This is a genomic window from Streptomyces albofaciens JCM 4342 (assembly GCF_008634025.1).
Lineage (GTDB): Bacteria > Actinomycetota > Actinomycetes > Streptomycetales > Streptomycetaceae > Streptomyces > Streptomyces albofaciens.
Genome location: NZ_PDCM01000001.1, coordinates 263,612 through 289,265, shown reverse-complemented (window position 1 = coordinate 289,265; position 25,654 = coordinate 263,612). Strand labels below are relative to the sequence as shown.

Below are 25,654 nucleotides of genomic sequence, written 5' to 3'. Positions count from 1 at the left end.
CGGGCCCAAGGTGAGCCCGGGGCGGGCCCAAGGTGAGCCCGGGGTGGGCCCGGGGTGGGCTTCGGGCCGGGGAGCGGCGGGCCGGTCACGAGCGTCTGAGCCGCAGGGCGATGAAGGCCAGCCCGAGACCGGTCAGGGCCATACCGGCGCCCAGCGGCAGCACCCGGTGGACGCCGTTGCCCGGCCCGGCGGCGGTGCCCGGGGTGCGCTTCGCGGCCGAGGCGGCGCCGGGTACGGCACCGGGCGCGTAACGGGAAGGGCCGTGCGGCCGGGCGAGGGCCGACGAGGCGGGGGCCTGGAGGGGCGGCAGCGGTACGTAGGGCCGGTTGGCGAGGCGTCCGGCGAGGTCGCTCCGGCGGGGCCGCGAGGGGGCGGGCGAGGGCCTTCCGGGGGACTTGGAGGCCGCGGGGGACGGGGGCCGGGACGCGTGGCCGTTCTGCGGGTCCCCGTCGGCCGAGACGCCGTTCGGGGCGGACGGGCCGGGCGCCGGCGGAAGGGCCGGGCGAGGGTCGTCCGCACCGGAGCCGGACGCCGGTCCGGAGGAGGGCACCGGGAGGCCGGGGACGAGGGGGACCAGGCGGCTGAGGGCGTCGAGGGGGGTGGTGGGGCGCGGGGTGGGAGTGGGGGTGGGGGTAGGGGTGCTGGTTCCGGTGCCGGTGCCGGTATCGGTTCCCGCGTCGGTTTCCGGGGGTTCCGCGTGGTCGGCGTTGTCAGGGTGGGCGGGGCCCTGGTTGCGGTCGGGGAGCGTACGGGCCTGGTCCGCGGCGTTGTGTGTGAGAACGCTGTGGCGCGGGGTCGCTGCTGATGCTGTGGCCGCTGTGGCCGCTGTCGCGTACGGGAGGGGCAGCAGGGCCGTGGCGAGCAGCAGGCGGGCTGCGAGGCGCGGGCGGGGCCGGTGGGGACGGAGCCGGAGCCTACGGGGACCGGGCCGGAACCTACGGGGACGGAGCGGTCGGGGACGGCACCGCCGTCCCGCTGCCAGGGCCACGGATATCGAGCGCACGGGCACCGGAGTGATCGGTACCGGGGGAAGGTATTCCGGGAGGCGGTATTCCGGAATCTTGCCCTCCGGCAGGTGAACCGGCCGGTGGTCCGGCAGATGATCCGGCCGGTGGTCCGACTCGTATCCCTGGGTCACGAGTTCCGACGTCACACCCATGACCTCCCGTACCCGCGGAGTGGTCGCCTGACGTCCTCAGCGTCACACGGGGGGATATACGCGGCATCCCGGACGGTGCGGGGGTGTGGTGCAGCGGCTCCACAGAGGTGACAGAGATGGCAAAGGTGACAGAGGTGACAGAGGTGAACGCGCGGTGGTGCCGTGCCCCGGCACCACCGCGTCGCGCGCCCGTGCGCCGGGCTCAGACCGTCAGGACGACCTTGCCCACATGGCCGCTGGCGTCCACGATCCGGTGCGCCTCGGCCGCCTCGGCCATCGGCAGCGTACGGTCCACGATCGGCCGGACCTGACCGTTCTCGATCAGCGGCCAGACGTGCTCCCGTACCGCCGCGACGATCGCCGCCTTCTCGGCCAGCGGGCGGCCGCGCAGCGAGGTGGCGGTGACCGCGCCGCGCTTGGTCAGCAGCGCGCCCAGGTTCAACTCTGCCTTGGCGCCGCCCTGGAGGCCGATGATCGCCAGGCGCCCGTTGGTGGCCAGCGCCCGGACGTTCGGGTCGAGGTACTTGGCGCCCATGATGTCCAGGATGACGTCCGCGCCGTTGCCGTCGGTGGCCTTGCGCACCTCCTCCACGAAGTCCTGGTCGCGGTAGTTGACGAGGATGTCGGCGCCCAGTTCGGCGCAGCGGGCCAGCTTGTCGGCGCTGCCCGCGGTGACCGCGACGCGCGCGCCGACCGCCTTGGCGAGCTGGATCGCCATCGTGCCGATGCCGCTGGAACCTCCGTGCGCGAGCAGCGTCTCGCCGGGACGCAGGTGCGCGATCATGAAGACGTTCGACCATACGGTGCACGTCACCTCGGGCAGCGCCGCGGCGGCGGCCATGTCGAGGCCCTTCGGCACGGGCAGCAGCTGGCCCGCCGGTACGACGACCTGCTCCGCGTACCCGCCGCCCGAGAGCAGCGCGCACACCTCGTCGCCGACCGCCCAGCCGCCCACCCCCGGGCCGAGCGCCTTGATCCGGCCGGCGCACTCCAGGCCGGGGTACGGGGACGCGCCGGGCGGCGGGTCGTAGAAGCCCTGGCGCTGGAGGAGGTCGGCACGGTTGACGGCGGTGGCCGCCACCTCGACCAGAACCTCCCCTTCGGACGGCTGCGGATCGGGCACCTCGGCCCATACGAGGGCGTCGGGACCGCCGGGTTCGGGAATGGTGATCGCACGCATGGCCGCGAGGCTACTCGCCCCCGGGGAGCGGCGGACGGAGGCGGGTGCCGGGCGCGCGGTCACCGAGGCCGGGCGGCGGACGGAGGCGGGGGCGGAGCACGCGGTCACCGAGGCCGGGCAGCAGACGGAGGCGGGTGCCGGGCACGCGGTCACCGAGGCCGGGCAGCAGACGGAGGCGGGGGCCGGGCACGCGGTCACCGAGGCCGGGCGGCGGCGGTCTAGTCGTCCCGGCGGACGGGTGCCATCGGGGAGACCCCCGTCCCGGGGATCACCGGCTTCGCGCCGGACCTGGACGACCCGTCCGGCTCCTCCGGCGGTACCGCCCGCACGATGGTGATCACCCGGTCGGCGGGCTGAAGCGGGCTGGCCGCCGGGTCGTCGTACCCGAGCAGCCGGTGACCGCGCAGCACCGAGACGATCAGGTCGTCCGTCTCCCGTACCGACTTGCCGACCTCGGCCTTCACCACCGGGCGCTCGATCAGGTCCAGGCCGCTGCCCTGCTGGATCAGGTCTTCCAGGACCGTGCCGGCGCTGGGGCTGTGCACCGACAGGCCCAGCAGGCGGCCGGCCGCGCTGGCCGAGGTGATGACCATGTCGGCGCCGGACTGGCGCAGCAGCGGCGCGTTCTCCTCCTCCCGTACGGCCGCGACGATGTTGGCCTTCTTGTTGAGCTGGCGGGCGGTGAGCGAGACCAGGACGGCGGTGTCGTCGCGCTGGGTGGCGATGACGACCTGGCGGGCGCGCTGGATCTCGGCCCGCAGGAGGACGTCGCTGCGCGTCGCGTCGCCGACCACGCCCGCGAAGCCCTCGGCCACCGCCGAGTCGATGACCTTGGGGCTCGGGTCGACGATGACGATGCGGTCGCGGGTCAGGCCCGTCGCGCGCAGGGTCTGGGCCGCGGACCGGCCCTTGGTGCCGAAGCCGACGATGACGGTGTGGTCGCGCAAGGCGTTTCTCCAGCGGTTCAGTTGCCACTGCTCGCGGGTGCGCTCGGTGAGGACTTCGAGAGTGGTGCCGACCAGGATGATCAGGAAGAGGACCCGGAGGGGCGTGATGAGCAGGATGTTGAGCAGCCGCGCACCGTCCCCGTACGGGACGATGTCGCCGTAACCGGTGGTCGAGAGCGTGACGGTGGCGTAGTAGACGCAGTCCAGGAAGTCGACGGAGCCGTTGGCGTTGTCGTGGTACTCGTCGCGGTCGATCCAGACGATGGCCACCGTCGCGACGAGCACGAGCAGCGCCATCAGCAGGCGGCGGGCGACCTGGCGCAGCGGCGCCATGGGGGCGCGGCGCGGCAGCACGACGCGGTGGCTGTGGCCCTCGGGGATGTCGCGGGCCGCGGCGTCGTGGGTGGGGAGCTTCACGCGGCGCCTCCGCCGGTCGGGTCGGGGTCGGGGTGGGGGTCGGCGGGCGAAACGTTCGGGCGGTCGTGCGGCCCGGCTCCGGGGTGACGCGGGTCCGGACCGGGGCGGTTCGTGGCGGGGCGGCTCGTGGCGGGGCGGTCTGGGCCGGAACGGTCCAGGCCAGGGCGGCTCGTGGCGGGGCGGTCAAGGCCGGGGCGGTCCGAGGCAGGACGGTCCGGGCCGGGGCGGTCCGAAGCAGGACGGTCCAGGCCGGGGCGGTCCGAAGCAGGACGGTCCGGAGTGTCGGCCGCCCAGTCCGTCACCGCCTCCGCCGCCGAGCCGTCGCCGGTCCACGGCAGGTCGAGGAGTTCCACGTCGCGGCCGCGCTCCGCGCCGCCGGGCGGTACGACGGCCATCGCGTCGGCCGCCGCGATGCCGCGCAGCATGGCGGGCCCGCTGAACCGCAGCGGTACGACCGCGCCACCGTCCCCGTCGTCGGCCGCGCCCTCCCGGAAGGCGACCGGCACGAGCCGCGTGTCGTGCGGGTGGCCGGACACCGCGGCGGTCAGCGGCGCCCGGTAGGCGGGCGTCCGGCGGCGCGCCGCGAGCGTACGCAGCGCCGGTTCGGCCAGGGTGACCAGGCCCGACACGGCGGCCAGCGGGTTGCCGGGCAGGCCGACCAGCAACCGGTCGGCGGTCAGCCGGGCGAGCAGCATGGGGTGCCCGGGGCGTACCGCCACGCCGTCCACCAGCACCTCGGCGCCCAGCCTGCGCAACGTGGGGTGCACATGGTCGACGGGCCCGGAGGCCGTACCACCCGTGGTGATCACCAGGTCGGCGGTGGACGAGGCGAGGGCGTCGTACAGCGCGTCGGCGTCGTCGCCGAGGTGCCGGGGCGGCCCGGCGTCCGCGCCCAGCGCGCGCAGCCACGGCGTGATCATCGGCCCGAGCGCGTCCCGGATGCGTCCCTCGGCGGGCAGCCCGGCGTTCAGCAACTCGTCACCGAGGACGAGGATTTCGACGCGCGGCCGGGCGTACGCGACCAGCTCGTCGTACCCGGCCGCCGCGGCCAGCCCCAGCACGGCCGGGGTCACCAGCGCGCCCGCGGGCAGCAGTTGGTCGCCGCGGCGGCACTCCTGGCCGCGCGGCCGGATGTCCTGGCCGGGCGGCACGGGCGCGGGCGCGTACAACTGCGCGCCGCCGTCGGGCCGCTGCCGTACCTCGCCGTGCTCGCTGCGCAGCACGGCCGTGACGCCCGGCGGGATGCGGGCACCGGTGGCGATCGGCACCGCGTCCCCGTCGGCGACCGCCTCGGATGCCTCGTGACCGGCCAGGATGCCGTGCTCGTGCTCGTCCGGACGGCTCCGGGCGGCGAGATGCCAGGGGCCGGGCCCGGCGACCGCCCAGCCGTCCATCGCGGAGGTGTCGAAGGACGGCAGGTCGGTGAGCGCGGTCAGCGGCTCGGCGAGGGTGCGTCCGAGGGCCGCGGCGCCGAGCGGGCAGGCGACCGGGGGCAGCGGTCCGCGCGGCGCCCGGGCGGCGATCCCACGGGCCGTACGCCAGGGGGTCGGCGCGGGGTGGTCGTGCCGGGTGCGGCGGCCGTGGTGGGTGGGGTGGTCGTGGCCGGGATTCTCCGTGGTGGAGGAGGGCGGATCGTAGGGCGGTCCGAAGGGCGGCCCGAACGGTGCTCCGCGGGTGGCCGGCTCGGTCTCGGGTCGCGGTGAAGGAGGGTGGGAACCGGGCGGGAGCGGCCCACGCGGCCCGTCTTCACCACCGGGTACGGACGACGGATCGCCCGCCTTCAGGGCCGGTGCGGTGTCCCACGGTGTGTACGGGCCGCGACGCGCGTCGTCGTCCAGGCCCGTACCGGCCGTCGGCTTCCCGCCGGACCGGCCGGTCGTCCGGGTGGGCTCCCGGTCGTCGAAGATCCACGAGTAGCCGTCGTCGAAGACGGGGGCGTGACGGTCGGAAGCGGGTACGTGGGGGTCGGCAGGGACGCGGGGGTGACGGTCGGAAGCGGGCACGTGGGTGTCGGCAGGTGCGGCGGCGTGACGATCGGAAGCGGACGCGTACGGGTCGGGGGTGGACCCGTACGGGGTGTAAGCAGACGCGTATGGGGCAGCGGCGGGCGCGTAACGGTCGGAGGCAGGCGCACAGCCGTCGGAAGCGGGTGCGCGGCGGCCGGAAGCGGGTGCGCGGCTCCCGCCGGGGGGAGCCGCACAACCGTGGCGGCCGGGGGCCGGTACGGGTCCGTCACCCTCGTGCCCCGGAAGGCCGTCACCACGGCCGCCCCACACCCGGTGATCGTCGGTACGGCTCCCCGGCGACCGGCGGTCCTCCGGGCGCGGCGGCACGACCGGGCCCCCGTTGGCCAGCGCCAACGCGTCGTCGAACTCGCCCTCCATCATTCCGCCGGCTTCGCCTTCGGCTTGGCCTCGGGCGCGGCCTCCGGCGTGGCGTCGGCGTCCTCGGCGGCCTCGGCGGCCCACCGGTTGGCCAGCGCGGCCGCCTTGGCCGCCAGTACGGACACGTCCCGGCCCTGCTGAGCGGCGGCGTAACCGACCAGGAAGGTGGTCAGCGGCGCCGCCGGCCGCGCCACACCGTGCGCCGCGTCGCGGGCGAGGTCGAGGAGTGCCGCCGTGTCCACATCGAGTTCGATGCCCAGTTCGGCCTTGGCTGCGGTGATCCATTCGTCCAACACGGTCCCATGCTCCCTGATACGGGCGCGTGCCGCTCTGATGCGGGCGCGTGCCGCCTCGATGTCCTCCCAGGTGTCGCAGTCGAAGGACGCGGTGGACGTCGGATCGGGCACCCGGCGCGGTGACAGATGGGCCAGCAGCGCACGCAGCGGCTGCCCGGCGAGCGTGCCGCGTTCGGCCCGTACGGCGGCCAGCGCACGCCGCAGCGGCTCGGCCCGGTACGCGGCGACCAGCGGCTGGTCCTTGCCCTCCGCGTCCCGCAGCAGCGCGGCGTCGACCCTCCCTTCGGCCCCTTCAGCTCCTTCTACCCCTTCGGTCCCTTCTACCCCATCGGCCCTTTCCACCCCCTCGGCTCCCTCGCCCGCTTCGACCGCCGCGCGCAGGGCCCGCACCGTCGCGCCCGTCAGGAACGGCAGGTCGGCGGAGAGGACGAGGACGACGGGGGCGGTGGTGTGCCGCAGCCCGGCGTCCAGCGCGGCGAGCGGCCCGCCGCCGGGCGGGTCCTCAAGGGCCTGGATGACCGGCCGCGCGGTGGGCCGCGGCGGCCCGACGACCACGGCGGTCGCCGCGTCCGCACAGGCGTCGAGCACCCGGTCCAGAAGCGAGCGCCCGCCGACGGACAGCCCGGGCTTGTCCACCCCGCCGAGCCGCCGGGCGGCGCCCCCGGCCGGGACGATGACGTCGTACGTACCGGAAAGCGCGGGGGCGGGCGCGGCGACACCGTGGAGCGCGCCGTCGGCCGCGCGCGGGTCCCGGTCCTGAGCGGGCTGCTGGTCGGTCACCCCACGAGTATCGCCGGGACCGCCCCGGTCACCGACCGGGACCGCTCACAACGTGCGCAACAACACCGCCGGCCGCTCCACGCAGTCCGCCACGAACCGCAGGAACCCGCCCGCGGTACCGCCGTCGCACACCCGGTGGTCGAAGGTGAGCGACAGCTGCACGACCTGGCGTATGGCCAACTCCCCCTCGTGGACCCAGGGCTTCGCCGCTATTCGGCCCACGCCCAGCATGGCCGCCTCGGGGTGGTTGATGATCGGCGTGGAGCCGTCGACGCCGAAGACGCCGTAGTTGTTGAGCGTGAAGGTGCCGTGGGTCAGCTCGGCGAGGCCGAGCGAACCGGCCCGCGCGGCCTCGGTGAGCCGGGCCATCTCGGCGGTCAGCCCCTCGGCCGTACGGCGGTGGGCGTCCCGTACGACCGGCACCACCAGCCCGCGGTCGGTCTGCGCCGCGAAGCCCAGGTGGACGGCGGGCAGCCGCACGATCTCGTTGGCCGCCGTGTCGACGGTCGCGTTGAGCTGTGGATACCGCGCGAGCGCCGCCGTACAGACACGGGCCAGCAGCGCGAGCAGCGACACCTTGGCGCCGCCGACGGCGTTCATCTCCCGCCGGGCCGCGAGCAGTTCGGTCGCGTCGGCGTCCACCCAGCACGTCGCGTCGGGGATCTCCTGACGGCTGCGCCGGAACTTCTCGGCCGCGGCCCCGCGCATGCCCCGCAGAGGTATCCGCTCGGCCTCGCCGGGAAGACCTTCGTACGCCGCCGTTCCGCTCTCCGCACCGGTCACGCCGGACGATCCGGGGGCCCCGGGGGCTCCGGTGGCTCCGGTGGCTCCAGCGGTGCCGGTCGCGGCAGGTGCGCCGGTCACGCCAGGTGCTGCCGCACCGGCCCCCGCCGCGCTCCGTGCGCGCACCGCACGTTCCACGTCCGTGCGCAGGACCAGCCCCTCCGGGCCCGAGCCCCGTATCTCCCGCAGGTCCAGGCCGTGTTCCCGTGCCAGCCGCCGCACCAGCGGAGAAATGACCGGCACCGGGCCTTCGAGCGCGGCCTGCCGGCGCGCTGGCTCCACCGCCCCGGCACCCGCCGCCCCGGCACCCGCCGCCCCGGCGTCCGCCGCCCCGGCACCCGCCGTCGGCCGGACCCGCCGACGGCGCGCGGACGCGGCGCTGGTGCCGTATCCGACGAGTACGTTCCCTGAGCCCTCGGCCGCTCCGCCGGCCTTGGTGCCGCCTGCCTTCCCGGCCCCGCCGGCCTCTCCAGCCACACCAGCCTCTCCAGCCCCACCGGCCTCCCCGGGCCCGCCGGTCGCGGCGTCCGTGTCGCCCGTCCCCTCCTCGGGCGCCCGGTCACCTCCCGTTTCCTGTCCGGCCGGTGCGGTGGATCCGACCGCCACCGTCAGCAGCGGCGATCCGACGGGCAGTTCGGTGCCCTCGTCGCCGTACCGCGCGGTGACCACGCCGCCGTACGGGCACGGCACGTCCACCAGCGCCTTCGCGGTCTCCACCTCGACCACCGGCTGGTCCACGGCGACCACCTCGCCGACCTCGACCAGCCACCGCACGACCGTCGCCTCGGTAAGGCCCTCTCCGAGATCGGGCAGTGTGAACTCACGGACCTCGGCCATCAGTCACCGCTCCCCTCGGTCCGGTCCGCCTCCCACTGGAGACGGCCGACGGTGTCCAGGATGCGGTCCACCCCGGGCAGGTGGTGGCGCTCCAGCATCGGCGGCGGATACGGGATGTCGAAGCCCGCGACCCGCAGCACCGGCGCCTCCAGGTAGTGGAAGCAGCGCTCCGTGACCCGCGCGGCTATCTCCCCGCCGGGGCCGCCGAAGCCGCTGGCCTCGTGGACCACGACCGCGCGGCCCGTCCGCCGGACCGAGGCGCAGACGGTCGCGTCGTCGAACGGCTGCAGCGAGCGGAGATCGACGACCTCCAGGTCCCAGCCTTCCGCCGTGGCCGCCTCGGCGGCCTCCATGCAGACCGGCAGCGACGGCCCGTACGTGATCAGTGTGGCGCCGCTGCCCGGCCGCCGGATCTCCGCGCGGCCCAGCGGGGCCACCGGCGCCGGTGCGTCGGGGGACCAGTCGGCCCGCGACCAGTAGAGCCGCTTCGGCTCCAGGAAGGCCACCGGGTCGTCGGAGGCGATGGCGGCGCGCAGCAGCCCGTACGCGTCGGCGACCGTGGCCGGGGTGACGACCTGGAGCCCCGGAGTGGCCAGGTAGTACGCCTCGGAGGAGTCGCTGTGGTGCTCCACGCCGCCGATGCCGCCCCCGTAGGGGACGCGGATGGTCAGCGGCAGCGGCATGGCGCCCCGGGTGCGGTTGCGCATCCGCGCGACATGGCTGATCAGCTGCTCGAAACCGGGGTACGCGAAGGCGTCGAACTGCATCTCCACGACCGGCCGCAGCCCGTACATGGCCATGCCGACCGCGGTGCCGAGGATGCCCGCCTCGGCGAGCGGCGTGTCGCCGCAGCGCTCCTCGCCGAACTCCTTCACCAGGCCGTCGGTGATCCGGAAGACCCCGCCCAGCTCGCCCACGTCCTCGCCCATCACATGGACGGCCGGGTCGTCGGCCATTGCGTCGCGCAAGGCCCGGTTCAGGGCTTGCGCCATGCTGACGGGCTTGCGCCCGGCCTCCGTTGCGGTCGCGGTCATGGCCGTTCCTTCCCCGTCGTGTCGTGCGCCGCCCCGCGGCCCCGTGACGCCTCGTCCTCGGCCTCCGCCGCCAGCTCGGCCCGCAGCTGCGCCTCCTGCTCCCGCAACTGGGCGGTGGGCTCCGCGTAGACGTGTGCAAACAGGTCCATCGGGTCCAGTGCGGGGTCCTGGTTCATCCGGTCGCGCAGGCCCGCGGCCAGCTCCTCGGCGCCGTCCCGCACCTGCTGCGCGAACGCGTCGGTGAGCAGGCCGCGCTCCGACAGCTCGCGCTCCACCAGGGCTATCGGGTCGTGCCCGCGCCACTGCTCGACCTCGTCCTCGGTGCGGTAGCGCGTGGCGTCGTCGGCGTTGGTGTGCGCCTCGACGCGGTACGTGATCGCCTCGACCAGCGTCGGGCCGCCGCCCCGGCGGGCCCGCTCCACCGCCTCGGAGAGGACCTGGTGCAGCGCGGGCGCGTCGTTGCCGTCCACCAGGCGGCCGGGCATGCCGTATCCGACCGCCTTGTGGGCGAGGGACGGCGCGGCCGTCTGCTTGGCCAGCGGCACGGAGATCGCGAAGCCGTTGTTCTGCACCAGGAAGACCACCGGGGCCTGCCACACCGCGGCGAAGTTCAGCGCCTCGTGGAAGTCGCCCTCGCTCGTGCCGCCGTCACCGACCATGGCCAGCGCGACCACGTCGTCACCCTTCAGGCGCGCGGCGTGCGCGAGGCCGACCGCGTGCGGGAGCTGGGTGGCCAGCGGCGTGCACAGGGGGGCGACGCGGTGCTCGCGCGGGTCGTATCCCGTGTGCCAGTCGCCCCTCAGCAGGGTGAGGGCCTGCACGGGGTCGAGCCCGCGGGCCACGGCGGCGAGGGTGTCCCGGTAACTGGGGAAGAGCCAGTCCCGCTCCTCCAGCACCAGCGCGGCGGCCACCTGGCACGCCTCCTGGCCGGTGGACGACGGATACACCGCCAGCCTGCCCTGCCGGGTCAGCGCCGTGGCCTGGGCGTTGTAGCGGCGGCCGCGCACCAGGTGCCCGTACAGCTCCGTCAGCAGCCCGGACTCGACCCGGGCGGCGGCGTCCGTGCCCAGCAGGCGGTACGGCTCCGCGTCGGGCAGGAGGGGCGCGGGATCGACGCGAGGGCGCCAGGCGGGCGGCGGAGCGGGCCAGTGGCTCTCGTTCCGGCTGCTGCCGCGCTGCTCAAGGACCGTCATGACGAGCACCTCCTTGGAACTTCGGAAAGAGTGACGCCGAGCGCCCCGCCGAGGGCGGTGAAGGACGACGGACGGGTAAGCAATGCCATGGGACGGGCGGCGGCCCGTACCTACCGATTGTTCGGTCGTCGGCACATTTTGGCTACAGGCGGGCTCAGCCTGTGGACAATCGGTTCTCCACAGCCTGAGATGAGGACAGAGCGTCCACCAAGGGGAGGCGAGCCGGTATGCCGGACGAACAGATGGCCAGTAATGGAGGGAACCGCCCCGCGCGCCCCTTGGACACCATCGACCGCGCGATCCTGAGCATGCTCCAGACCGACGGGCGGGCCTCGATACGCTCCGTCGCCGAGCGCGTACACGTCTCGCGCGCCAACGCCTACGCGCGGATCAACCGCTTAATCGACGACGGTGTGATCCGCGGTTTCAGCGCCCGTATCGACCAGGAACGCGCCGGTCAGGGCGCTTCCGCGTATGTGACGCTGAAGATCGTGCAGAACTCCTGGCGCACGGTGCGCGCCCAGCTCACCGCGCTTCCGGGGGCCGCGCACATCGCGCTGGTCAGCGGCGATTTCGATGTCCTGCTGCTGGTGCACACCAAGGACAACCAGGAGCTGCGGGAGCTGGTCCTCACCCGTATCCAGTCGATACCGGAGGTGCTGAGCACCCGCACCCTGCTCGTCTTCGAGGAAACCGACCTGGGGGCGGAGCAGGGCTAGGACGCACCGGCGACGGGTGCGGCGCGCCCGCCGCCGCGGCTACTTCCGCAGTCCCGCGAAGGCCGTGCGCACCACGGCCTCCGCGACCTCCTCACTGGTCGCCGCGCCGCCCCGGCCCGGCCGGTACCACTCCACAATGGAGTTGATCATGCCGAAGAGCAGCCGGGTCGCCAGCCGGACATCCACGTCCGGGCGCAGGTCGCCGTCAGCCGCCGCCTGCTTGAGCAGCTCGGTGACCTGGCCGTCGAACTCCCGCCGGCGCTCCATGGCCCAGCGCTCCGTGTCCGTGTTGCCGCGCACCCGCAGCAGCAGGGTCACGTACGGCAGCTCCTCCATGAGGACCTCGGTCTCGCGCCTGGCCACGTACTCCAGGCGCTCGATGGCCCGCCCCGTACACGCCCCGGGCTCCTGGAGGACCCCGAACAGCCCGTCCAGCGCCCGGCTTATGGCACGGTGCAGCAGCTCTTCCTTGCTGCGCACGTGGTGGTAGATCGAGGACTTGGAGATGCCGGCCGCCCGGGAGAGGTGCTCCATGGAGGTGCCGTCGTATCCGCGCTCGTTGAACACCGCGACGGCGACCGCCAGCAGCGAATCGGGCGTGTAGGTGTCGCGCTTGGCCATGGTCATGATTAGAGCATCCGGCGGTTCGGCATCAAACTGCGGCGCAGGGCCCAGGACGGCGCGTAGCGTCCGCCGGCGTACTGGTGGTGCATGCTGTCCAGCAGGTGCCACAACCAGTGGCGGCCGATGTCCGCGGCCCACTCCGAGGGGCCGCCGGGGTAGTTCACGCCCAGCCGCATGGCCGTGTCGATGTCCTCGCGGCTCGCCACCCCGCGCGCCTCGGCGTCCGCGGCGAAGTCCACGATCATCGCGACCGTACGGGCGACGATCAGGCCCGGTACGTCCTCGACGACGCTGACCGCCTTGCCGAGCGCCTGGAAGAGCCCCACCGCCTCCCGCACGTCCTGGGACGACACCTCCGCGCCGGGCGCGAGGGCGATACGGGTCGCGGCCCGGTAGTCCAGCGCCAGGTCGAAGCGGATCGTGGGGCCTGACAGGTCGCCCGTGGCGGGCTGGCCGTCGGTCAGGGCCAGGCGCGCGCCGCCCGGCAGCCGGATGCAGCCCTCGTGCTCCCCCGGCGCGCGCTCCCGGGTGACCTTGATGCCGGCCTCCTCGATCAGCTCCTGGAGGGCGGTGGCCGGCCCGGCGAGCTGGGTGTGGACCGCCACCGCGGCCGGCGCCGGGCAGGGCTCCGCGGTGTGCGGCAGCTGCTCGGCGGCGTCCTCGGCGTAGTCGTACCAGCCCCGCCCCGCCTTGCGCCCCAGCAGACCGGCCTCCACCAGGCGCCGCTGCGCCAGTGAGGGCGTGAACTTGGGGTCGCGGAAGAAGCCCTCCCACACCGAGCGCGTGACGGCCTCGTTCACGTCCTGTCCGATGAGGTCCATCAGCTCGAACGGCCCCATACGGAAGCCGCCGGACCCGCGCAGCACGGCGTCGATGGTGGCCGGGTCCGCGGCCCGTTCCTCGTAGACGCGCAGTGCCTCCGCGTAGAAGGGGCGGGCGATGCGGTTGACGATGAATCCGGGGGTGTCGGCGCTGCGTACGGGGGACTTGCCCCAGGCCGCGGCCGTCTCGTACGCGGTGGTGGCCGCCGCCTCGTCCGTCGCGAAGCCGCTGACCACCTCGACCAGGGGGAGCAGCGGCGCCGGGTTGAAGAAATGCAGGCCGACGAAGCGCCCGGGGCGGCGCAGGGCGCCCGCGACGGCCGTGACGGACAGGGACGAGGTGTTGGTGGCCAGGAGGCAGTCCTCGGATACCACGTCCTCCAGAGCGGCGAACAGCTCCTGCTTGACGCCCAGTTCCTCCACGACCGCCTCGACGACGAGTGCGACATCGGCAAGTTCGGGGAGTGCGGTGGCGGGCAGGAGGCGCGCGCGGGCCGCTTCGAGCTCCGCGGGCGGCAGCTTGCCCTTCTCCACCATCCGGTCCAGACGCCGCCCGATCGACTCGGCGGCCTCGGCGGCCCGGCCCGGCAGCGCGTCGTAGAGCCGGACGGGGTGACCCGCGACCAGCGCGACCTGCGCGATTCCCTGGCCCATGGTGCCCGTGCCGACGACCGCGACGGTGCGTCCCGCTTCGATGGCTGTCATGACGGCTGATCCTCCCCGACGGAGTTGTCCACAGGTTCGCCGGACCCTCTTGCCCCGACCGATCGTTCGGTTACTCTAGCCCCGTCGCCGAATGTGTTCCCAGCCCTGTCCTCGGGCCTGTCCGTGAAGTGGCGTCGCTTCCCCGGTGTGGCGTCCGCGCCCGCGGGGCGGGTGACCCGTGACGGCAGGCCCCAGAGCCGCCCGACGAGGAGTTGGTCTTCGATGGCCGCCGAACTGACCGCAGCGCAGCTGCGCGAGAAGCACCGCACGACGCTCGACCAGGCGCTGGAGGCGATCCGCAGCCGGGCGTACTGGTCCCCGCACCCCGAGCACCCCAAGGCGTACGGCGAAACCGCCCCGGCGGACGGCGAGGCCGCCTTCGAGGCGCTGCGCGGCAAGCGCTTCGACCTGGACCAGCCCGGCACGGACGACTGGACCGGCGCCGAAGTCTCGCCGTACGGCATCGCCTTGAACATCACCTATCCGCACCCCGACCCGGACGTGCTGCTGCCCGCCATGCGCGCCGCGATGCCCGCGTGGCGCGACGCCGGGCCGGAGATCCGGGCCCTGGTGTGCCTGGAGATCCTGTCGCGGATCAGCGCGCGCACCCACGAGTTCGCGCAGGCCGTGATGCACACCAGCGGCCAGGCGTTCATGATGGCGTTCCAGGCGGGCGGGCCGCACGCGCAGGACCGCGGCCTGGAGGCCGTCACCTACGCCTACGCGGAGCAGACCCGCACCCCGGACCGGGCCGCCTGGTCCAAGCCGCAGGGCAAGCGCGACCCGCTGGAGCTGACCAAGACCTTCAAGGCCGTCCCCCGCGGCGTCGCCCTGCTGATCGGCTGCAACACCTTCCCCACGTGGAACGGCTACCCGGGCCTGTTCGCCTCCCTGGCCACCGGCAACGCGGTCGTGGTCAAGCCGCACCCGCGGGCCGTGCTGCCGCTGGCGCTCACCGTCCGGGTGGCGCGCGAGGTGCTGGCCGAAGCCGGGTTCTCCCCCGACCTGGTCGCCCTGGCCGTGGACCGCCCCGACGAGGGCCTGGCCAAGACCCTCGCGGTCCGCCCCGAGGTGCGCATCATCGACTACACGGGCTCGACCGAGTTCGGCGACTGGCTGGAGGCCAACGCGCCCCAGGCGCAGGTCCACACGGAAAAGGCCGGCGTCAACACGGTCGTCATCGACTCGACCGACGACTACAAGGGCATGCTCGGCAATCTGGCCTTCTCCCTGTCCCTGTACAGCGGCCAGATGTGCACCACCCCGCAGAACCTCCTCATCCCCCGCGACGGCATCTCCACGGACGCCGGCCCCAAGTCGTACGACGACGTGGTCGCCGACCTCGCCACCGCGGTCGACAAGCTGCTCGGCGACGACGCGCGGGCCAACGCGCTGCTCGGCGCCATCGTCAACCCGCAGGTCAAGGAGCGGATCGAGGCGGCGTCCGGGCTGGGCGAGGTGGCCCTGCCCTCCCGCGCGGTCACCAACCCCGACTTCCCGGACGCCACGGTCCGCACGCCGGTGCTGGTCAAGATGGACGGCGCGCGCAAGCTCTGGGAGGGCGCGGGTGCCGACGCGCCCTACCTGTCGGAGTGCTTCGGCCCGGTCTCCTTCGCGGTGGCCGTCGACTCCCCGGCGGACGCCGTGGACCTGCTGCGGCGCACGACCCGCGACAAGGGCGCGATGACGGTCGGCGCGTACACCACCTCGGCGGAGGTGGAGAAGCTGGTGGAGGAGGCGTGCCTGGAGGAGTGCGCGCAGCTCTCCTTGAACCTGACCGGCGGGGTGTACGTGAACCAGACCGCCGCCTTCTCCGACTTCCACGGCTCGGGCGGCAACCCGGCCGCGAACGCGGCGCTGTGCGACGGCGCGTTCGTGGCGAACCGGTTCCGGACGGTGGAGGTGCGCAGGCCCGGTCAGGAGAGCTAGCGGGCCCGTTCAGGAGGGCTGGAAGCCGGGGAACGACGGTCCGGCCGCCTCGGCGGCACCCGCCGCAGCGGCCGGCGCCGCCGAGGCGCGGGACATCCAGTGGAAGAGCCCCATGGCCACGCTCGTGGCCAGGTTGAAGCTGGAGACCCGCGCCTGCATCGGCACCGCGACCAGCGCCGTCGCCCGCTCCCGCAGTTCGTCCGAGATGCCCTGGCGCTCGGACCCGAAGGCCAGGATCGCGTCGTCGGGGAAGGTGACGGTCCGGATGTCCACGCCCTCGGGGTCGAGGGCGTAAAGGGGCCCCGGCGGCAGCTCCGGCAGCGTCAGGCGCTCCACGGCGCTCGCGAAGTGCAGGCCCGCGCTGCCGCGTACCGCGTTGGGGTGCCAGGGGTCGAGCGACCCCGTGGTGACCACACCGGTCGCGCCGAAACCGGCCGCCAGGCGGACGACCGCGCCGATGTTGCCCAGGTTGCGCGGGTTTTCCAGCAGGACGACGGGGGAGGGGCGCGGCGCGGCCCGTAGGCGGGCCAGGTTCGCCTCGGCATCGGGGCGTACGGCCAGCGCCGCGACGCCCGTGGGGTGGACCTTCGGCAGCAGCGTGCGCAGCGCGGCGAGGGGCACCTGCTCCGCCAGCGTGTCCAGGGTGTCGGTCAGGTCATCGGCGAGTTCCCCGGCCAGCGCCAGCAGGGCGGCCTTGTCGCCGGTCAGCACCTGCCGTACGTCACCGCCGAAGCGCAGTGCGTGCTTGAGCGCGTGGAAGCCGTCCAGGAGGACCGAGGCGGGGTCCCCGGCGCTCGCGCGCCAGCGCCGTACCGGATCGTCGGTCCCGTTCTCGATCATTTCCCCACTATCTCAACTGCCCGCCGGGCGGACATACGGCGCACCCGTCGACGGGCACCACCGACGGCACAGCACGTGACCGCGCGCCCTCAGGGCGCCCCTGCCGGGGCCGCCACCCCGCTTTCCCCGTCCCGCGTACGCCGGGGCAGCACCCGGTCGCGTACGGCGGAGACGCGGGCGCCCAGCCAGACCAGGAACACCGTCGGCAGGAACACCGCGTCCGCCGTGATCATCGCGAGCGAGAAGAACGGCAGGCCCAGCAGGAACGCGATCGACAGGTGCTCGCAGATCATCACCACGAGCAGCACGTTCTTCAGGCGTCGGTTGAAGAGCGTGAAGGGGAAGGCGACCTGCACGATCACCGTGCCGTAGGTGATCAGCATGATCATCAGGCCGTTGTCGGCGAGCACCCGGGACAGCTCCGGCCAGGGCGAGAAGTAGTCCAGGTGCATCGGGTAGTAGACCGCGGTGCCGTCCTGCCAGCGCGAACCCTGGATCTTGTACCAGCCGGCGGTGGCGTAGATCAGGCACACCTCGACGACGATCACCAGCATGGCGCCGTTGTGCGCCAGCTTGCCGAGCATGTCGAGGACGACGCGCGGCTCCCCGGGCGCGTACCGCCGCACCGCCCACCAGACACCGTGCGCGCACCACAGCACCCACAGGGCCAGGCCCCAGCCCACGCCCGGGAACGGCCCGGCACCGAACCAGGAAAGCCCGGACAGCCCCATGACCTGGGCGACAGCGAGGGACAGACCGAGAACCGCCCACAGCACGACACCTGTGATGTCACGCTCCGGGAGGCCGAGGGCACCCTCCTGCGTACGCTTCGCCGCGCGGCGGGCGTCCAGCGACCACACCTGTCCGCAGCGGGTCAGCACCAGGTATATGGCCATCAGGTGGATGACGTTGTCGCCGCCGTCCCCGATGAAGATGCTGCGGTTCTGTAGCGACAGCACACCCACCATGAACAGCACCGACATGGTGCGGGTGCGCCAGCCGACCAGCAGCAGGGCGCTGCTGACGATCGCGAGGGCATAGACCAGCTCGAACCAGCCGCGCCCGTCGGACCAGGTCAGCACGGAGAAGGCCTGGTTGTCGGCGAGGAGCCGGCGCGCCATGTCGCCGCTCCAGGGGCCGTTGGGCCCGTACAGCTCCTGACGGTTCGGCCACTCCCGCACCAGGAAGAGCAGCCAGGTCGCGGCGAAACCGATGCGGACGACGGCGGACTGGTACGGGGCGATGACCCTGCCCGTGACGCGCCGGAAGGCGCGGCCGAAGGCGCGCTCTATCCGCGTTTCTTCGGGGCGGGGGCGCGCGTCGGCGGTGGAGCGCGCGTCGGCGGCAGGGTGCACGTTGGCGGCGGGGTGCGCTGGGGCGGGTGGTGGGGGGAGGGTCGGCCATGCGCTCTTGGCGGGGGCGGGCGGCGCTGGGGAGGCGGGGGGCGTTGCATCTGCCGCGGAGGCGGAGGCCGTTGCGTCTGCCGGGGGCGCCGGGGCGGGCACGTGTGCCGAGGCGGGCACGTGTGCCGGAGCGGGTACGCGCGCGTCGGCCGGGTTCGCCGGGGAGCTGGTGTTCGTGGGGGAGCTGGTGTCCACGGATGGGTCGGTGTCCACCGCGCTGACGGTGTCTGCCGGAGTACCGGTATTCGGCGCCCCCAGAACCTCCGCCCCACCCGAAGCGTCCGCCCCACCCACCGCGCCCGCCCGGGCGTCGGCGTCCGCCGTCCCGCCTGTCGTCTGCGGAGGCAACCTGCGCGCTGTCACTGGATCCTCGCTCCTTCGGGCAGGTCGGCTTCGGTGACCTGCCACCAGGGCACCTGGCGGTACCGGGGCTTGTCGCTGATCTTCTCGGTGCTCCACGGCGGCGGGCTGACGGCCGTCGTCATCGAGCGGACCTGCACCTGCTCGACCGCGCCGCGCGCCGTCCACCGCGCGCTCATGCGCTGCATCACGATCCGCCGGACGTACTGCTCGGCCAGTTCGCCGCGCATGCCCGTGGAGCGGTCCTGGGCATCATGGGTGTTGAGGTAGTACTCCCAGGCGCGGCGCAGTTCGTTCTGCTGGGTGTGGCTCGGTACGGGGTTGTGCAGCAGGGCCCGGCCGTCGAGGGCGGTGAGGTCGGTCCAGCCGGTGGTCAGCCGGTCGCCGTCCTTCGTACGCAGCTGGGCGCGCGCCTGCACCGCGATGTTCTGCTGGAGCGGGTTGGGCGCGAACAGCTTCCAGTTCTGCTCGTACTCCGGGAAGACGTAGTCGTTGATCGCTTCGCCGTGCTGCTTGCTCAGCGTGTTCGACGGGGCGACGTGCAGGAACATCATCGCCAGGTGAATCGCGACGGCCAGCGTGACGGCTCCGGCCGCCACGGTCACCACGATGCGTGACGGCAGCGAGAGCGCGGCGGGTGGCCGCGATTCGTCCCCGTATAGCTGCATTCCTGCCCCGTTTCCAGTCACCGAGCGGCTTTCCGCCGCTCCGGAACCGTACCTAGGCCGCCCCACGCGGCACACCCTCCCCCGAGTTATCCACAGGCTTGACACCCCACGCGTCCGACCACACCATTGAACCGAACGATCGGTCGGTCGGGAGCTAGGGGGATCACATGACGACGATCGCGGCGGGCACGGAGTCCCTTGCGGCCCTGGAAGCCGGCTTCGAGGCGGCCGTGGCCACGGACGAGCGCATCGAGCCCCGTGACTGGATGCCGGACGCCTACCGCGCCTCGCTGGTGCGCCAGATAGCGCAGCACGCCCACTCCGAGATCATCGGCATGCAGCCGGAGGCGAACTGGATCACGCGCGCGCCGTCGCTGCGCCGCAAGGCGATCCTGATGGCGAAGGTGCAGGACGAAGCGGGACACGGCCTGTATCTCTACAGCGCCGCCGAAACCCTCGGCGTCGGCCGCGACGAACTTCTCGACAAGCTCCACTCCGGCCGCCAGAAGTACTCCTCCATCTTCAACTACCCGACCCTGACCTGGGCGGACGTCGGGGCCATCGGCTGGCTGGTGGACGGCGCCGCGATCACGAACCAGGTCCCGCTGTGCCGCTGCTCCTACGGCCCCTACGCCCGCGCCATGGTCCGCGTCTGCAAGGAGGAGTCCTTCCACCAGCGCCAGGGCTACGAGCTCCTGCTCGCCCTGAGCCGGGGCACGGCCGCCCAGCACGCCATGGCGCAGGACGCGGTGGACCGCTGGTGGTGGCCGTCGCTGATGATGTTCGGCCCGCCCGACGACGAATCGGCGCACTCCGCCCGCTCCATGGCCTGGAAGATCAAGCGGCACTCCAACGACGAACTGCGCCAGCGCTTCGTGGACATCTGCGTGCCCCAGGCCGAGTCCCTGGGCCTCACGCTCCCGGACCCGGACCTGACGTGGAACGAGCAGCGCGGCCACTGGGACTTCGGCCCCATCGACTGGGACGAGTTCCGCGAGGTCCTCAAGGGCAACGGCCCTTGCAACGAACAGCGCATCACCCAGCGCCGCCGGGCCCACGAGGACGGCGCCTGGGTGCGCGACGCCGCGGCTGCCTACGCGGCCAAGCACGGGGAGGGAAACCGATGACCACGAACGGCACGGCGGACGGCGCGCGTCCGGACAGCCGTACGGGCCAGGGCGAGCCGGAGCCGGCCGCCGCGGCTTCGCAGGCGGCAGCCGGGGCGTCGGCGGGCCCCGCCGACTGGCCCTTGTGGGAGGTCTTCGTCCGCAGCCGGCGCGGCCTGTCGCACACCCACGCCGGCAGCCTGCACGCCCCGGACGCAGAGATGGCCCTGCGCAACGCCCGCGATCTGTACACCCGCCGCTCCGAAGGCATCTCGATCTGGGTGGTCCCCTCCGCCGCGATCTCCGCCTCCTCCCCGGACGAGAAGGACTCCTTCTTCGAGCCGGCCGCCGACAAGCCCTACCGCCACCCGACGTTCTACGAGATCCCGGAGGGGGTGCAGCACCTGTGAAGCCCGCACCGAACGCTGCCGCCCCGGCCGCGACCACCCCGCCCGCGACCGCCTCGGCCGCCACGGGCACCGCGACCCCCGCCCCCGCGGGCTCGCTGGCCCGGGACGTCGCCGCCGCTGCCCCGGCCCTGGCCCTCGGCGACGACGCCCTCGTCCTCTCCCACCGGCTGGGGGAGTGGGCCGGACACGCCCCCGTCCTCGAAGAGGAGGTGGCGCTCGCCAACATCGCGCTGGACCTCCTCGGCCAGGCCCGCGTCCTGCTCTCCCTCGCCGGTGACGAGGACGAGCTGGCGTATCTGCGTGAGGAACGCTCCTTCCGCAACTGCCAGCTCGTCGAGCAGCCCAACGGCGACTTCGCCCACACCATCGCCCGCCAGCTGTACTTCTCCACCTACCAGGAGCTGCTGTACGCCCAACTGGCCGTAGGCGACGGCCCCTTGGCACCGCTCGCCGCCAAGGCGGCAAAAGAAGTCGCCTACCACCGCGACCACGCCGAGCAGTGGACCCTGCGCCTGGGCGACGGCACCGAGGAGAGCCACGAGCGCATGCAACGCGGCCTGGACGCCCTGTGGCGCTTCACCGGCGAGCTCTTCGAGCCGGTCCCGGGCCTCGACCTGGACCTCACCGCCCTGCACGACGACTGGATCACGCGCATAGCCTCCGTCCTGACCCGCGCCACCCTCACCGTCCCCCAGGGCCCGAGCCGCGGCGCCTGGACCGCGGGAGCCGGACGCCAGGGCCTGCACACCGAACCGTTCGGCCGGATGCTCGCCGAGATGCAGCATCTGCACCGCAGCCACCCGGGGGCGACATGGTGACCACCCCCCTCGAAGACCGGCTGCGCGACGTGGCCGGCTCCGTCCCGGACCCGGAGCTGCCGGTGGTGACCCTGGCCGAGCTGGGCATCCTGCGCGGGCTGCGGATGACCGGCCCCGGCCAGGTGGAGGTCGAGCTGACCCCGACCTACACGGGCTGCCCCGCCATCGAGACCATGTCCGCCGACATAGAGCGCGTCCTCCACGACAACGGCGTTTCCCACGTCGAAGTGCGTACGGTGCTCAGCCCCCCGTGGACGACCGACGCGATCACGGCCGAGGGCCGCCGCAAGCTGGCCGAGTTCGGCATCGCCCCGCCCCGCCCCACCGGGCCGGCCGGCGGACCGGTGCCGGTGGCGCTGGCGATCCGCTGCCCGCACTGCGGATCGACCGACACCACCCTGCTCAGCCGCTTCTCCTCCACCGCCTGCAAGGCACTGCGCCGCTGCGAGTCCTGCCGGGAACCGTTCGACCACTTCAAGGAGTTGTGATGTTCCACCCGCTCCGGGTCGCGGAGCTCGAACGGCTCACGGACGACGCCGTCGCCGTCACCTTCCAGGTGCCGCCCGACCTCCGCGACACCTTCCGCCACATCCCGGGCCAGCACATCGCGGTGCGCCGCACGGTGGACGGCCGCGAAATCCGCCGTACGTACTCGATCTGCACCCCGGCGAGCGACGACGAACCCCGGCTGCGCGTGGGCATCCGGCTGGTCGAGGACGGCGAGTTCTCCACGTACGCGCTCAAGGAACTGGCCGTCGGCGACACCGTCGAGGTCATGGCCCCGGCCGGCCGGTTCGTGCTGGAGCCCCGCCCCGGACGGTTCGCGGGCATCGTCGGGGGCAGCGGCATCACCCCGGTGCTGTCCATCGCCGCGACGCTGCTCGACCGGGAGCCGGACGCCCGCTTCTGCCTGGTCCGCAGCGACCGTACGGCGGCCTCCACGATGTTCCTGGAGGAGGTCGCCGACCTCAAGGACCGCTTCCCGGACCGCTTCCAGCTGGTCTCCGTCCTCTCCCGCGAGGAGCAGCAGTCCGGCCTGCCCTCCGGCCGCCTGGACGAGAGGCGGCTGCGGGAGCTGTTGCCCGCCCTGCTGCCCGTCGGGTCCGTCGACGGCTGGTATCTCTGCGGCCCGTACGGCCTCGTCCAAGCCGCGGAACGGGCCCTGCGCGGCCTCCAGGTCCCCCGCGGCCGTATCCACGAGGAGATCTTCCACATAGCCGAGCCCACGGATGCGGAGAGCGTTTCCTCCCCCACGGGCGGCGCAGCTCTCCGTACCCCCGCTCACAGCACCGTGACCGCGACCCTGGACGGCCGGGCGGGCAGCTGGCCCGTCCGGGACGGCGAATCGCTGCTGGAGGCGGTGCTGCGCAACCGCGCCGACGCCCCGTACGCCTGCAAGGGAGGCGTCTGCGGCACCTGCCGAGCGTTCCTGGTGTCCGGCGACATACGGATGGACCGCAACTTCGCGCTGGAGGACGAGGAAGTCGCGTCCGGATATGTGCTGGCCTGCCAGTCCCACCCCGTGACGGAGGAGGTCGAGCTGGACTTCGACCGCTGACCCCATTCCCATTCGCTGCAACCTGTTCTAACTTGACGCCCCGTCAGGTAGTCGCCGCGTGGGAACACGGGAGGACAGGCCAGTGGACTTCACCTTCACCGAGGAGCAGCAGGCGGCCGTCGAGGCGGCGCAGGCCGTCTTCGCGGATGTCCCACCCGACAGCGTGCCCAGTCCCGCGCTGACCACCGGAGCGGTGGCCGACGACTTCGACCGCGCCCTGTGGCGCAAGCTGGCCGACGCCGACCTGCTGAGTCTGCTGCTCACGCCCGAGTACGGCGGCGCGGGCCTGGACCCGATCGCCCTCTGCCTCGTACTGCGCGAGTCCGCTCGGGTGCTCGCCCGCGTACCGCTGCTGGAGAACAGCGCCGCGGCGCTCGCCGTGCAGACCTACGCGGACGCCGAGCTGCGCGCCGACATCCTGCCCGGTGCGGGGCGCGGCGAGCTGGTCCTCACCGTCGCCCCCAACGGCCGTACCGGCCACGACCCCGCCGAGCTGGCCGTGACCGCCCGTCAGGAAGGCGCCGACTGGCTGCTCGACGGCATGCACACCGCCGTGCCCTGGGCCCAGAGCGCCGACCGCGTCCTCGTACCCGCCCACACCGGTGACGGAGCCGCCGTACTCGCCCTCGTCCCCCGCCTCCGGGACGGCGTCAGCCTCCACGACCAGGTCTCCACCACCGGCGAACGCCTCGCGGAGGTCCGGCTGAACTCCGTACGGGCGGCCCCCGGTGAAGTGATCACCGACCCCGGCGCCTGGGAGTGGCTGCGCGACCTCCTGACCACCGGCACCTGCGCGCTGGCCCTCGGACTGGGCCAAGCCGTCCTGGCCATGACCAGCGCATACACGTCCAAGCGGGAACAGTTCGGCTTTCCCGTCGCCACCTTCCAGGCGGTCGCCGTCCAGGCCGCCGACCGCTACATCGACCTGCGCGCCATGGAAGCCACCCTCTGGCAGGCCGCCTGGCGCATCGGCAGCGCCGCGAACGGCGCACTGCCCCCGTCCGGGGACGTGGCGGTGGCCAAGATCTGGGCCGCGGAAGGCGTACGGCGCGTCGTGCAGACCGCACAGCACCTGCACGGCGGCTTCGGCGCGGACACGGACTACGCGCTCCACCGCTACCACGCCTGGGCGAAGCAGCTCGAACTGTCCCTGGGCCCCGCCGCGGCCCACGAGGAAGCACTGGGCGACCTGCTGGCCGCCCACGCCCTGGGCTGAGCCGCGGGACGACCGCAGCGGGTCAGACGACCGCGCCCGGCTCACCCTTGCTGTTCTTCACCGGGCGGCCCGCGGCCTCCCACGCCTGCATGCCGCCGTCGACGTTCACCGCGTCGATGCCCTGCTGGATCAGGTACTGGGCGACCTGTGCGGACCGGCCACCGACCCGGCACAGCACATAGACCCGGCCGCCGTCGGGCGCCTGCTCCGTGAACTCGCCGTACCGGGCGACGAACTCGCTCATCGGGATGTGCAGCGCGCCCTCGGCGTGCCCCGCCTCCCACTCGTCGTTCTCGCGTACGTCCAGGAGGAAGTCCTGCGAGGTGAGAGCGTCGACACCGACCGTGGGCAGAGAACCAAAGCGCATGGGTCCGACGCTACCCGACCAGCTGCGCGAGATATGCCTCGCGCTCCGCCACATCCGCGAGCAGCTTCTCGGCGATCTCGTTGAGCAGCGCGTCCGGGTCGTCCGGCGCCATCTTGATCATCGCGCCGATCGCGCTCTGCTCCATCTCGGTGACCATCGCGGCCAGCATCTCCTTGCGCTCCGCCAGCCACTCCAGCCGCGCGTACAGCTCCTCGCTCTCGCTCGGCCGCTGCTCCTGCGGGACCGGACCGGCCGCCCACTCGCGGGCCAGCTCGCTCAGCGCGGCCTCGTCCCCGGCCCCGTACGCCGCGTTGACCCGCACGATGAAGGCGTCCCGGCGAGCGCGCTCGGCCTCGTCCCGTGCCAGGTCGGGGTGCGCCTTGCGCACCAGGTCACGGTAGATCCGCCGGGCCTCCTCGCTCGGCCGCACCTTCTGCGGCGGGCTGACCGGCTGCTCGTTGAGCATCGCCTGAGCCTCCGGATACAGCCCCTCGGACCCCACCCAGCCGTGGAACAGCTCCTCCACGTCGGGCATCGGCAGCACCGCCGCCCGCGCCTCGTGGGCCTTGCGCACATCCTCGGGATCACCCGTACGGGCCGCGACCGCCTCGGCGATCTGGGCATCCAGCTCGTCCAGCCGCGCGTACATCGGGCCGAGGCGCTGATGGTGCAGCCGCGAGAAGTTCTCCACCTCCACTCGGAAGGTCTCCACCGCGATCTCGAACTCGATCAACGCCTGCTCAGCGGCCTCCACCGCCTGCGCCAACCGCCGCGTGGCAGCCGCTTGCTCGTCGGGGGTGGGATGGGACGGGGAGCTGGTGTGGGGCGGGGTATCGGCGTGTGGCGGGGTGTCGGGCTGCTGTGAGGGGTGCGCGCCGGGAGAGCCGTGGTTCGCGGCGTACGCCCCCTCACGATCCTGGCTCTCCTGCGAAACGTACAAACCGTCCTGACCGTGCCCGGCCGGGGAAGCCGGGACCCCCTGATCGGTCACCCCCGCAGAACCCGCGAAGCCCGCGGTCCCGTGGTCAGCATGGGGGTCCTGGCCGTCCTGCGCGTTCTCCGCCTGCGAGTTCGTCACCCGGCCACCCTACGGCCCGGGC

The 25,654-nt window shown here is 73.5% G+C and carries 23 protein-coding genes; 8 read left to right on the top strand and 15 right to left on the bottom strand.

Annotated elements, in window-relative coordinates; genetic code table 11:
• Positions 1 to 85: 85 nt before the first annotated feature.
• The 8 genes from CP973_RS01445 to pdhA form a co-directional block, all read right to left on the bottom strand.
• On the bottom strand, positions 86 to 550 hold the full coding sequence (locus tag CP973_RS01445) for a hypothetical protein (protein ID WP_150236850.1): 465 nt from the start codon (positions 548 to 550) through the stop codon (positions 86 to 88).
• Between the two features lie 811 nt (positions 551 to 1,361).
• Complete coding sequence (locus CP973_RS01440; protein ID WP_150236848.1) at positions 1,362 to 2,339, bottom strand: NAD(P)H-quinone oxidoreductase; 978 nt, start codon at positions 2,337 to 2,339, stop codon at positions 1,362 to 1,364.
• A gap of 218 nt (positions 2,340 to 2,557) precedes the next feature.
• Positions 2,558 to 3,703, bottom strand: a complete 1,146-nt coding sequence (locus tag CP973_RS01435; RefSeq protein WP_150236846.1) for a potassium channel family protein — start codon at positions 3,701 to 3,703, stop codon at positions 2,558 to 2,560.
• Positions 3,700 to 5,706 (bottom strand): molybdopterin-binding protein, encoded by a 2,007-nt coding sequence (locus CP973_RS01430; RefSeq protein ID WP_167538254.1) that lies wholly within the window; start codon positions 5,704 to 5,706, stop codon positions 3,700 to 3,702. The genes CP973_RS01435 and CP973_RS01430 overlap by 4 nt, the downstream gene beginning before the upstream one ends.
• 380 nt (positions 5,707 to 6,086) lie before the next feature.
• Positions 6,087 to 7,163, bottom strand: coding sequence for a DUF6457 domain-containing protein (locus CP973_RS01425; RefSeq protein ID WP_425281924.1), 1,077 nt, complete (start codon positions 7,161 to 7,163; stop codon positions 6,087 to 6,089).
• A gap of 45 nt (positions 7,164 to 7,208) precedes the next feature.
• Positions 7,209 to 8,783 carry a dihydrolipoamide acetyltransferase family protein gene (locus tag CP973_RS01420; RefSeq protein WP_150236844.1) on the bottom strand — a complete coding sequence of 525 codons (1,575 nt, stop codon included), beginning with the start codon at positions 8,781 to 8,783 and terminating at the stop codon, positions 7,209 to 7,211.
• Complete coding sequence (locus CP973_RS01415; RefSeq protein ID WP_150236842.1) at positions 8,783 to 9,817, bottom strand: alpha-ketoacid dehydrogenase subunit beta; 1,035 nt, start codon at positions 9,815 to 9,817, stop codon at positions 8,783 to 8,785. Before CP973_RS01415 ends, CP973_RS01420 begins: the two co-directional genes overlap by 1 nt.
• Positions 9,814 to 11,010: a pyruvate dehydrogenase (acetyl-transferring) E1 component subunit alpha gene (gene pdhA / locus CP973_RS01410; protein ID WP_150236840.1), complete on the bottom strand. Its 1,197-nt coding sequence runs from the start codon at positions 11,008 to 11,010 to the stop codon at positions 9,814 to 9,816. The genes CP973_RS01415 and pdhA overlap by 4 nt, the downstream gene beginning before the upstream one ends.
• Before the next feature lie 227 nt (positions 11,011 to 11,237).
• Between pdhA and CP973_RS01405 the strand changes: the two genes are divergently transcribed.
• The gene (locus CP973_RS01405) at positions 11,238 to 11,729 is read left to right on the top strand and encodes an Lrp/AsnC family transcriptional regulator (protein ID WP_150236839.1); all 492 of its coding nucleotides are present in this window, start codon (positions 11,238 to 11,240) and stop codon (positions 11,727 to 11,729) included.
• A 39-nt stretch (positions 11,730 to 11,768) separates the two neighbouring features.
• Here the strand turns inward: CP973_RS01405 and CP973_RS01400 are convergent, their stop codons facing one another.
• Both CP973_RS01400 and CP973_RS01395 read right to left on the bottom strand, forming a co-directional pair.
• Entirely contained in the window at positions 11,769 to 12,356 is a 588-nt protein-coding gene (locus CP973_RS01400; RefSeq protein WP_150236837.1) for a TetR/AcrR family transcriptional regulator, read from the bottom strand.
• Positions 12,357 to 12,358: 2 nt separating this feature from the next.
• Positions 12,359 to 13,879, bottom strand: a complete 1,521-nt coding sequence (locus tag CP973_RS01395) for a 3-hydroxyacyl-CoA dehydrogenase (protein WP_150236834.1) — start codon at positions 13,877 to 13,879, stop codon at positions 12,359 to 12,361.
• 222 nt (positions 13,880 to 14,101) lie between these two features.
• On the opposite strand from CP973_RS01395, the gene paaN reads away from it, so the two are divergent.
• Positions 14,102 to 15,808, top strand: coding sequence for a phenylacetic acid degradation protein PaaN (paaN, locus tag CP973_RS01390; protein ID WP_150236832.1), 1,707 nt, complete (start codon positions 14,102 to 14,104; stop codon positions 15,806 to 15,808).
• 9 nt (positions 15,809 to 15,817) lie between these two features.
• On the opposite strand, the gene CP973_RS01385 is transcribed toward paaN, so the two are convergent.
• The 3 genes from CP973_RS01385 to CP973_RS01375 form a co-directional block, all read right to left on the bottom strand.
• On the bottom strand, positions 15,818 to 16,648 hold the full coding sequence (locus CP973_RS01385; RefSeq protein WP_150236830.1) for a TrmH family RNA methyltransferase: 831 nt from the start codon (positions 16,646 to 16,648) through the stop codon (positions 15,818 to 15,820).
• A gap of 89 nt (positions 16,649 to 16,737) precedes the next feature.
• Positions 16,738 to 18,003 (bottom strand): HTTM domain-containing protein, encoded by a 1,266-nt coding sequence (locus CP973_RS01380; RefSeq protein WP_244409228.1) that lies wholly within the window; start codon positions 18,001 to 18,003, stop codon positions 16,738 to 16,740.
• A gap of 407 nt (positions 18,004 to 18,410) precedes the next feature.
• On the bottom strand, positions 18,411 to 19,079 hold the full coding sequence (locus CP973_RS01375; protein ID WP_150236828.1) for a DUF5819 family protein: 669 nt from the start codon (positions 19,077 to 19,079) through the stop codon (positions 18,411 to 18,413).
• A gap of 167 nt (positions 19,080 to 19,246) precedes the next feature.
• Here CP973_RS01375 and paaA point away from each other — a divergent pair, with 167 nt between their 5' ends.
• The 6 genes from paaA (at position 19,247) to CP973_RS01345 (ending at position 24,187) form a co-directional block, all read left to right on the top strand.
• Complete coding sequence (paaA, locus tag CP973_RS01370; protein ID WP_150236826.1) at positions 19,247 to 20,206, top strand: 1,2-phenylacetyl-CoA epoxidase subunit PaaA; 960 nt, start codon at positions 19,247 to 19,249, stop codon at positions 20,204 to 20,206.
• Positions 20,203 to 20,595, top strand: coding sequence for a 1,2-phenylacetyl-CoA epoxidase subunit PaaB (gene paaB, locus CP973_RS01365; RefSeq protein WP_425281923.1), 393 nt, complete (start codon positions 20,203 to 20,205; stop codon positions 20,593 to 20,595). Before paaA ends, paaB begins: the two co-directional genes overlap by 4 nt.
• Positions 20,592 to 21,413, top strand: a complete 822-nt coding sequence (paaC, locus tag CP973_RS01360) for a 1,2-phenylacetyl-CoA epoxidase subunit PaaC (RefSeq protein ID WP_425281922.1) — start codon at positions 20,592 to 20,594, stop codon at positions 21,411 to 21,413. The genes paaB and paaC overlap by 4 nt, the downstream gene beginning before the upstream one ends.
• On the top strand, positions 21,407 to 21,901 hold the full coding sequence (paaD, locus tag CP973_RS01355) for a 1,2-phenylacetyl-CoA epoxidase subunit PaaD (RefSeq protein WP_150236824.1): 495 nt from the start codon (positions 21,407 to 21,409) through the stop codon (positions 21,899 to 21,901). The genes paaC and paaD overlap by 7 nt, the downstream gene beginning before the upstream one ends.
• Positions 21,901 to 22,971 (top strand): 2Fe-2S iron-sulfur cluster-binding protein, encoded by a 1,071-nt coding sequence (locus tag CP973_RS01350; RefSeq protein WP_150236821.1) that lies wholly within the window; start codon positions 21,901 to 21,903, stop codon positions 22,969 to 22,971. Before paaD ends, CP973_RS01350 begins: the two co-directional genes overlap by 1 nt.
• A gap of 82 nt (positions 22,972 to 23,053) precedes the next feature.
• Positions 23,054 to 24,187, top strand: coding sequence for an acyl-CoA dehydrogenase family protein (locus CP973_RS01345; RefSeq protein WP_150236819.1), 1,134 nt, complete (start codon positions 23,054 to 23,056; stop codon positions 24,185 to 24,187).
• Positions 24,188 to 24,209: 22 nt separating this feature from the next.
• On the opposite strand, the gene CP973_RS01340 is transcribed toward CP973_RS01345, so the two are convergent.
• A complete protein-coding gene (locus tag CP973_RS01340; RefSeq protein ID WP_167538253.1) occupies positions 24,210 to 24,554 on the bottom strand; it encodes a rhodanese-like domain-containing protein in 345 nt (114 codons plus the stop codon).
• A 10-nt stretch (positions 24,555 to 24,564) separates the two neighbouring features.
• Positions 24,565 to 25,494, bottom strand: coding sequence for a hypothetical protein (locus tag CP973_RS01335; protein WP_425281983.1), 930 nt, complete (start codon positions 25,492 to 25,494; stop codon positions 24,565 to 24,567).
• Positions 25,495 to 25,654 lie beyond the last annotated feature (160 nt).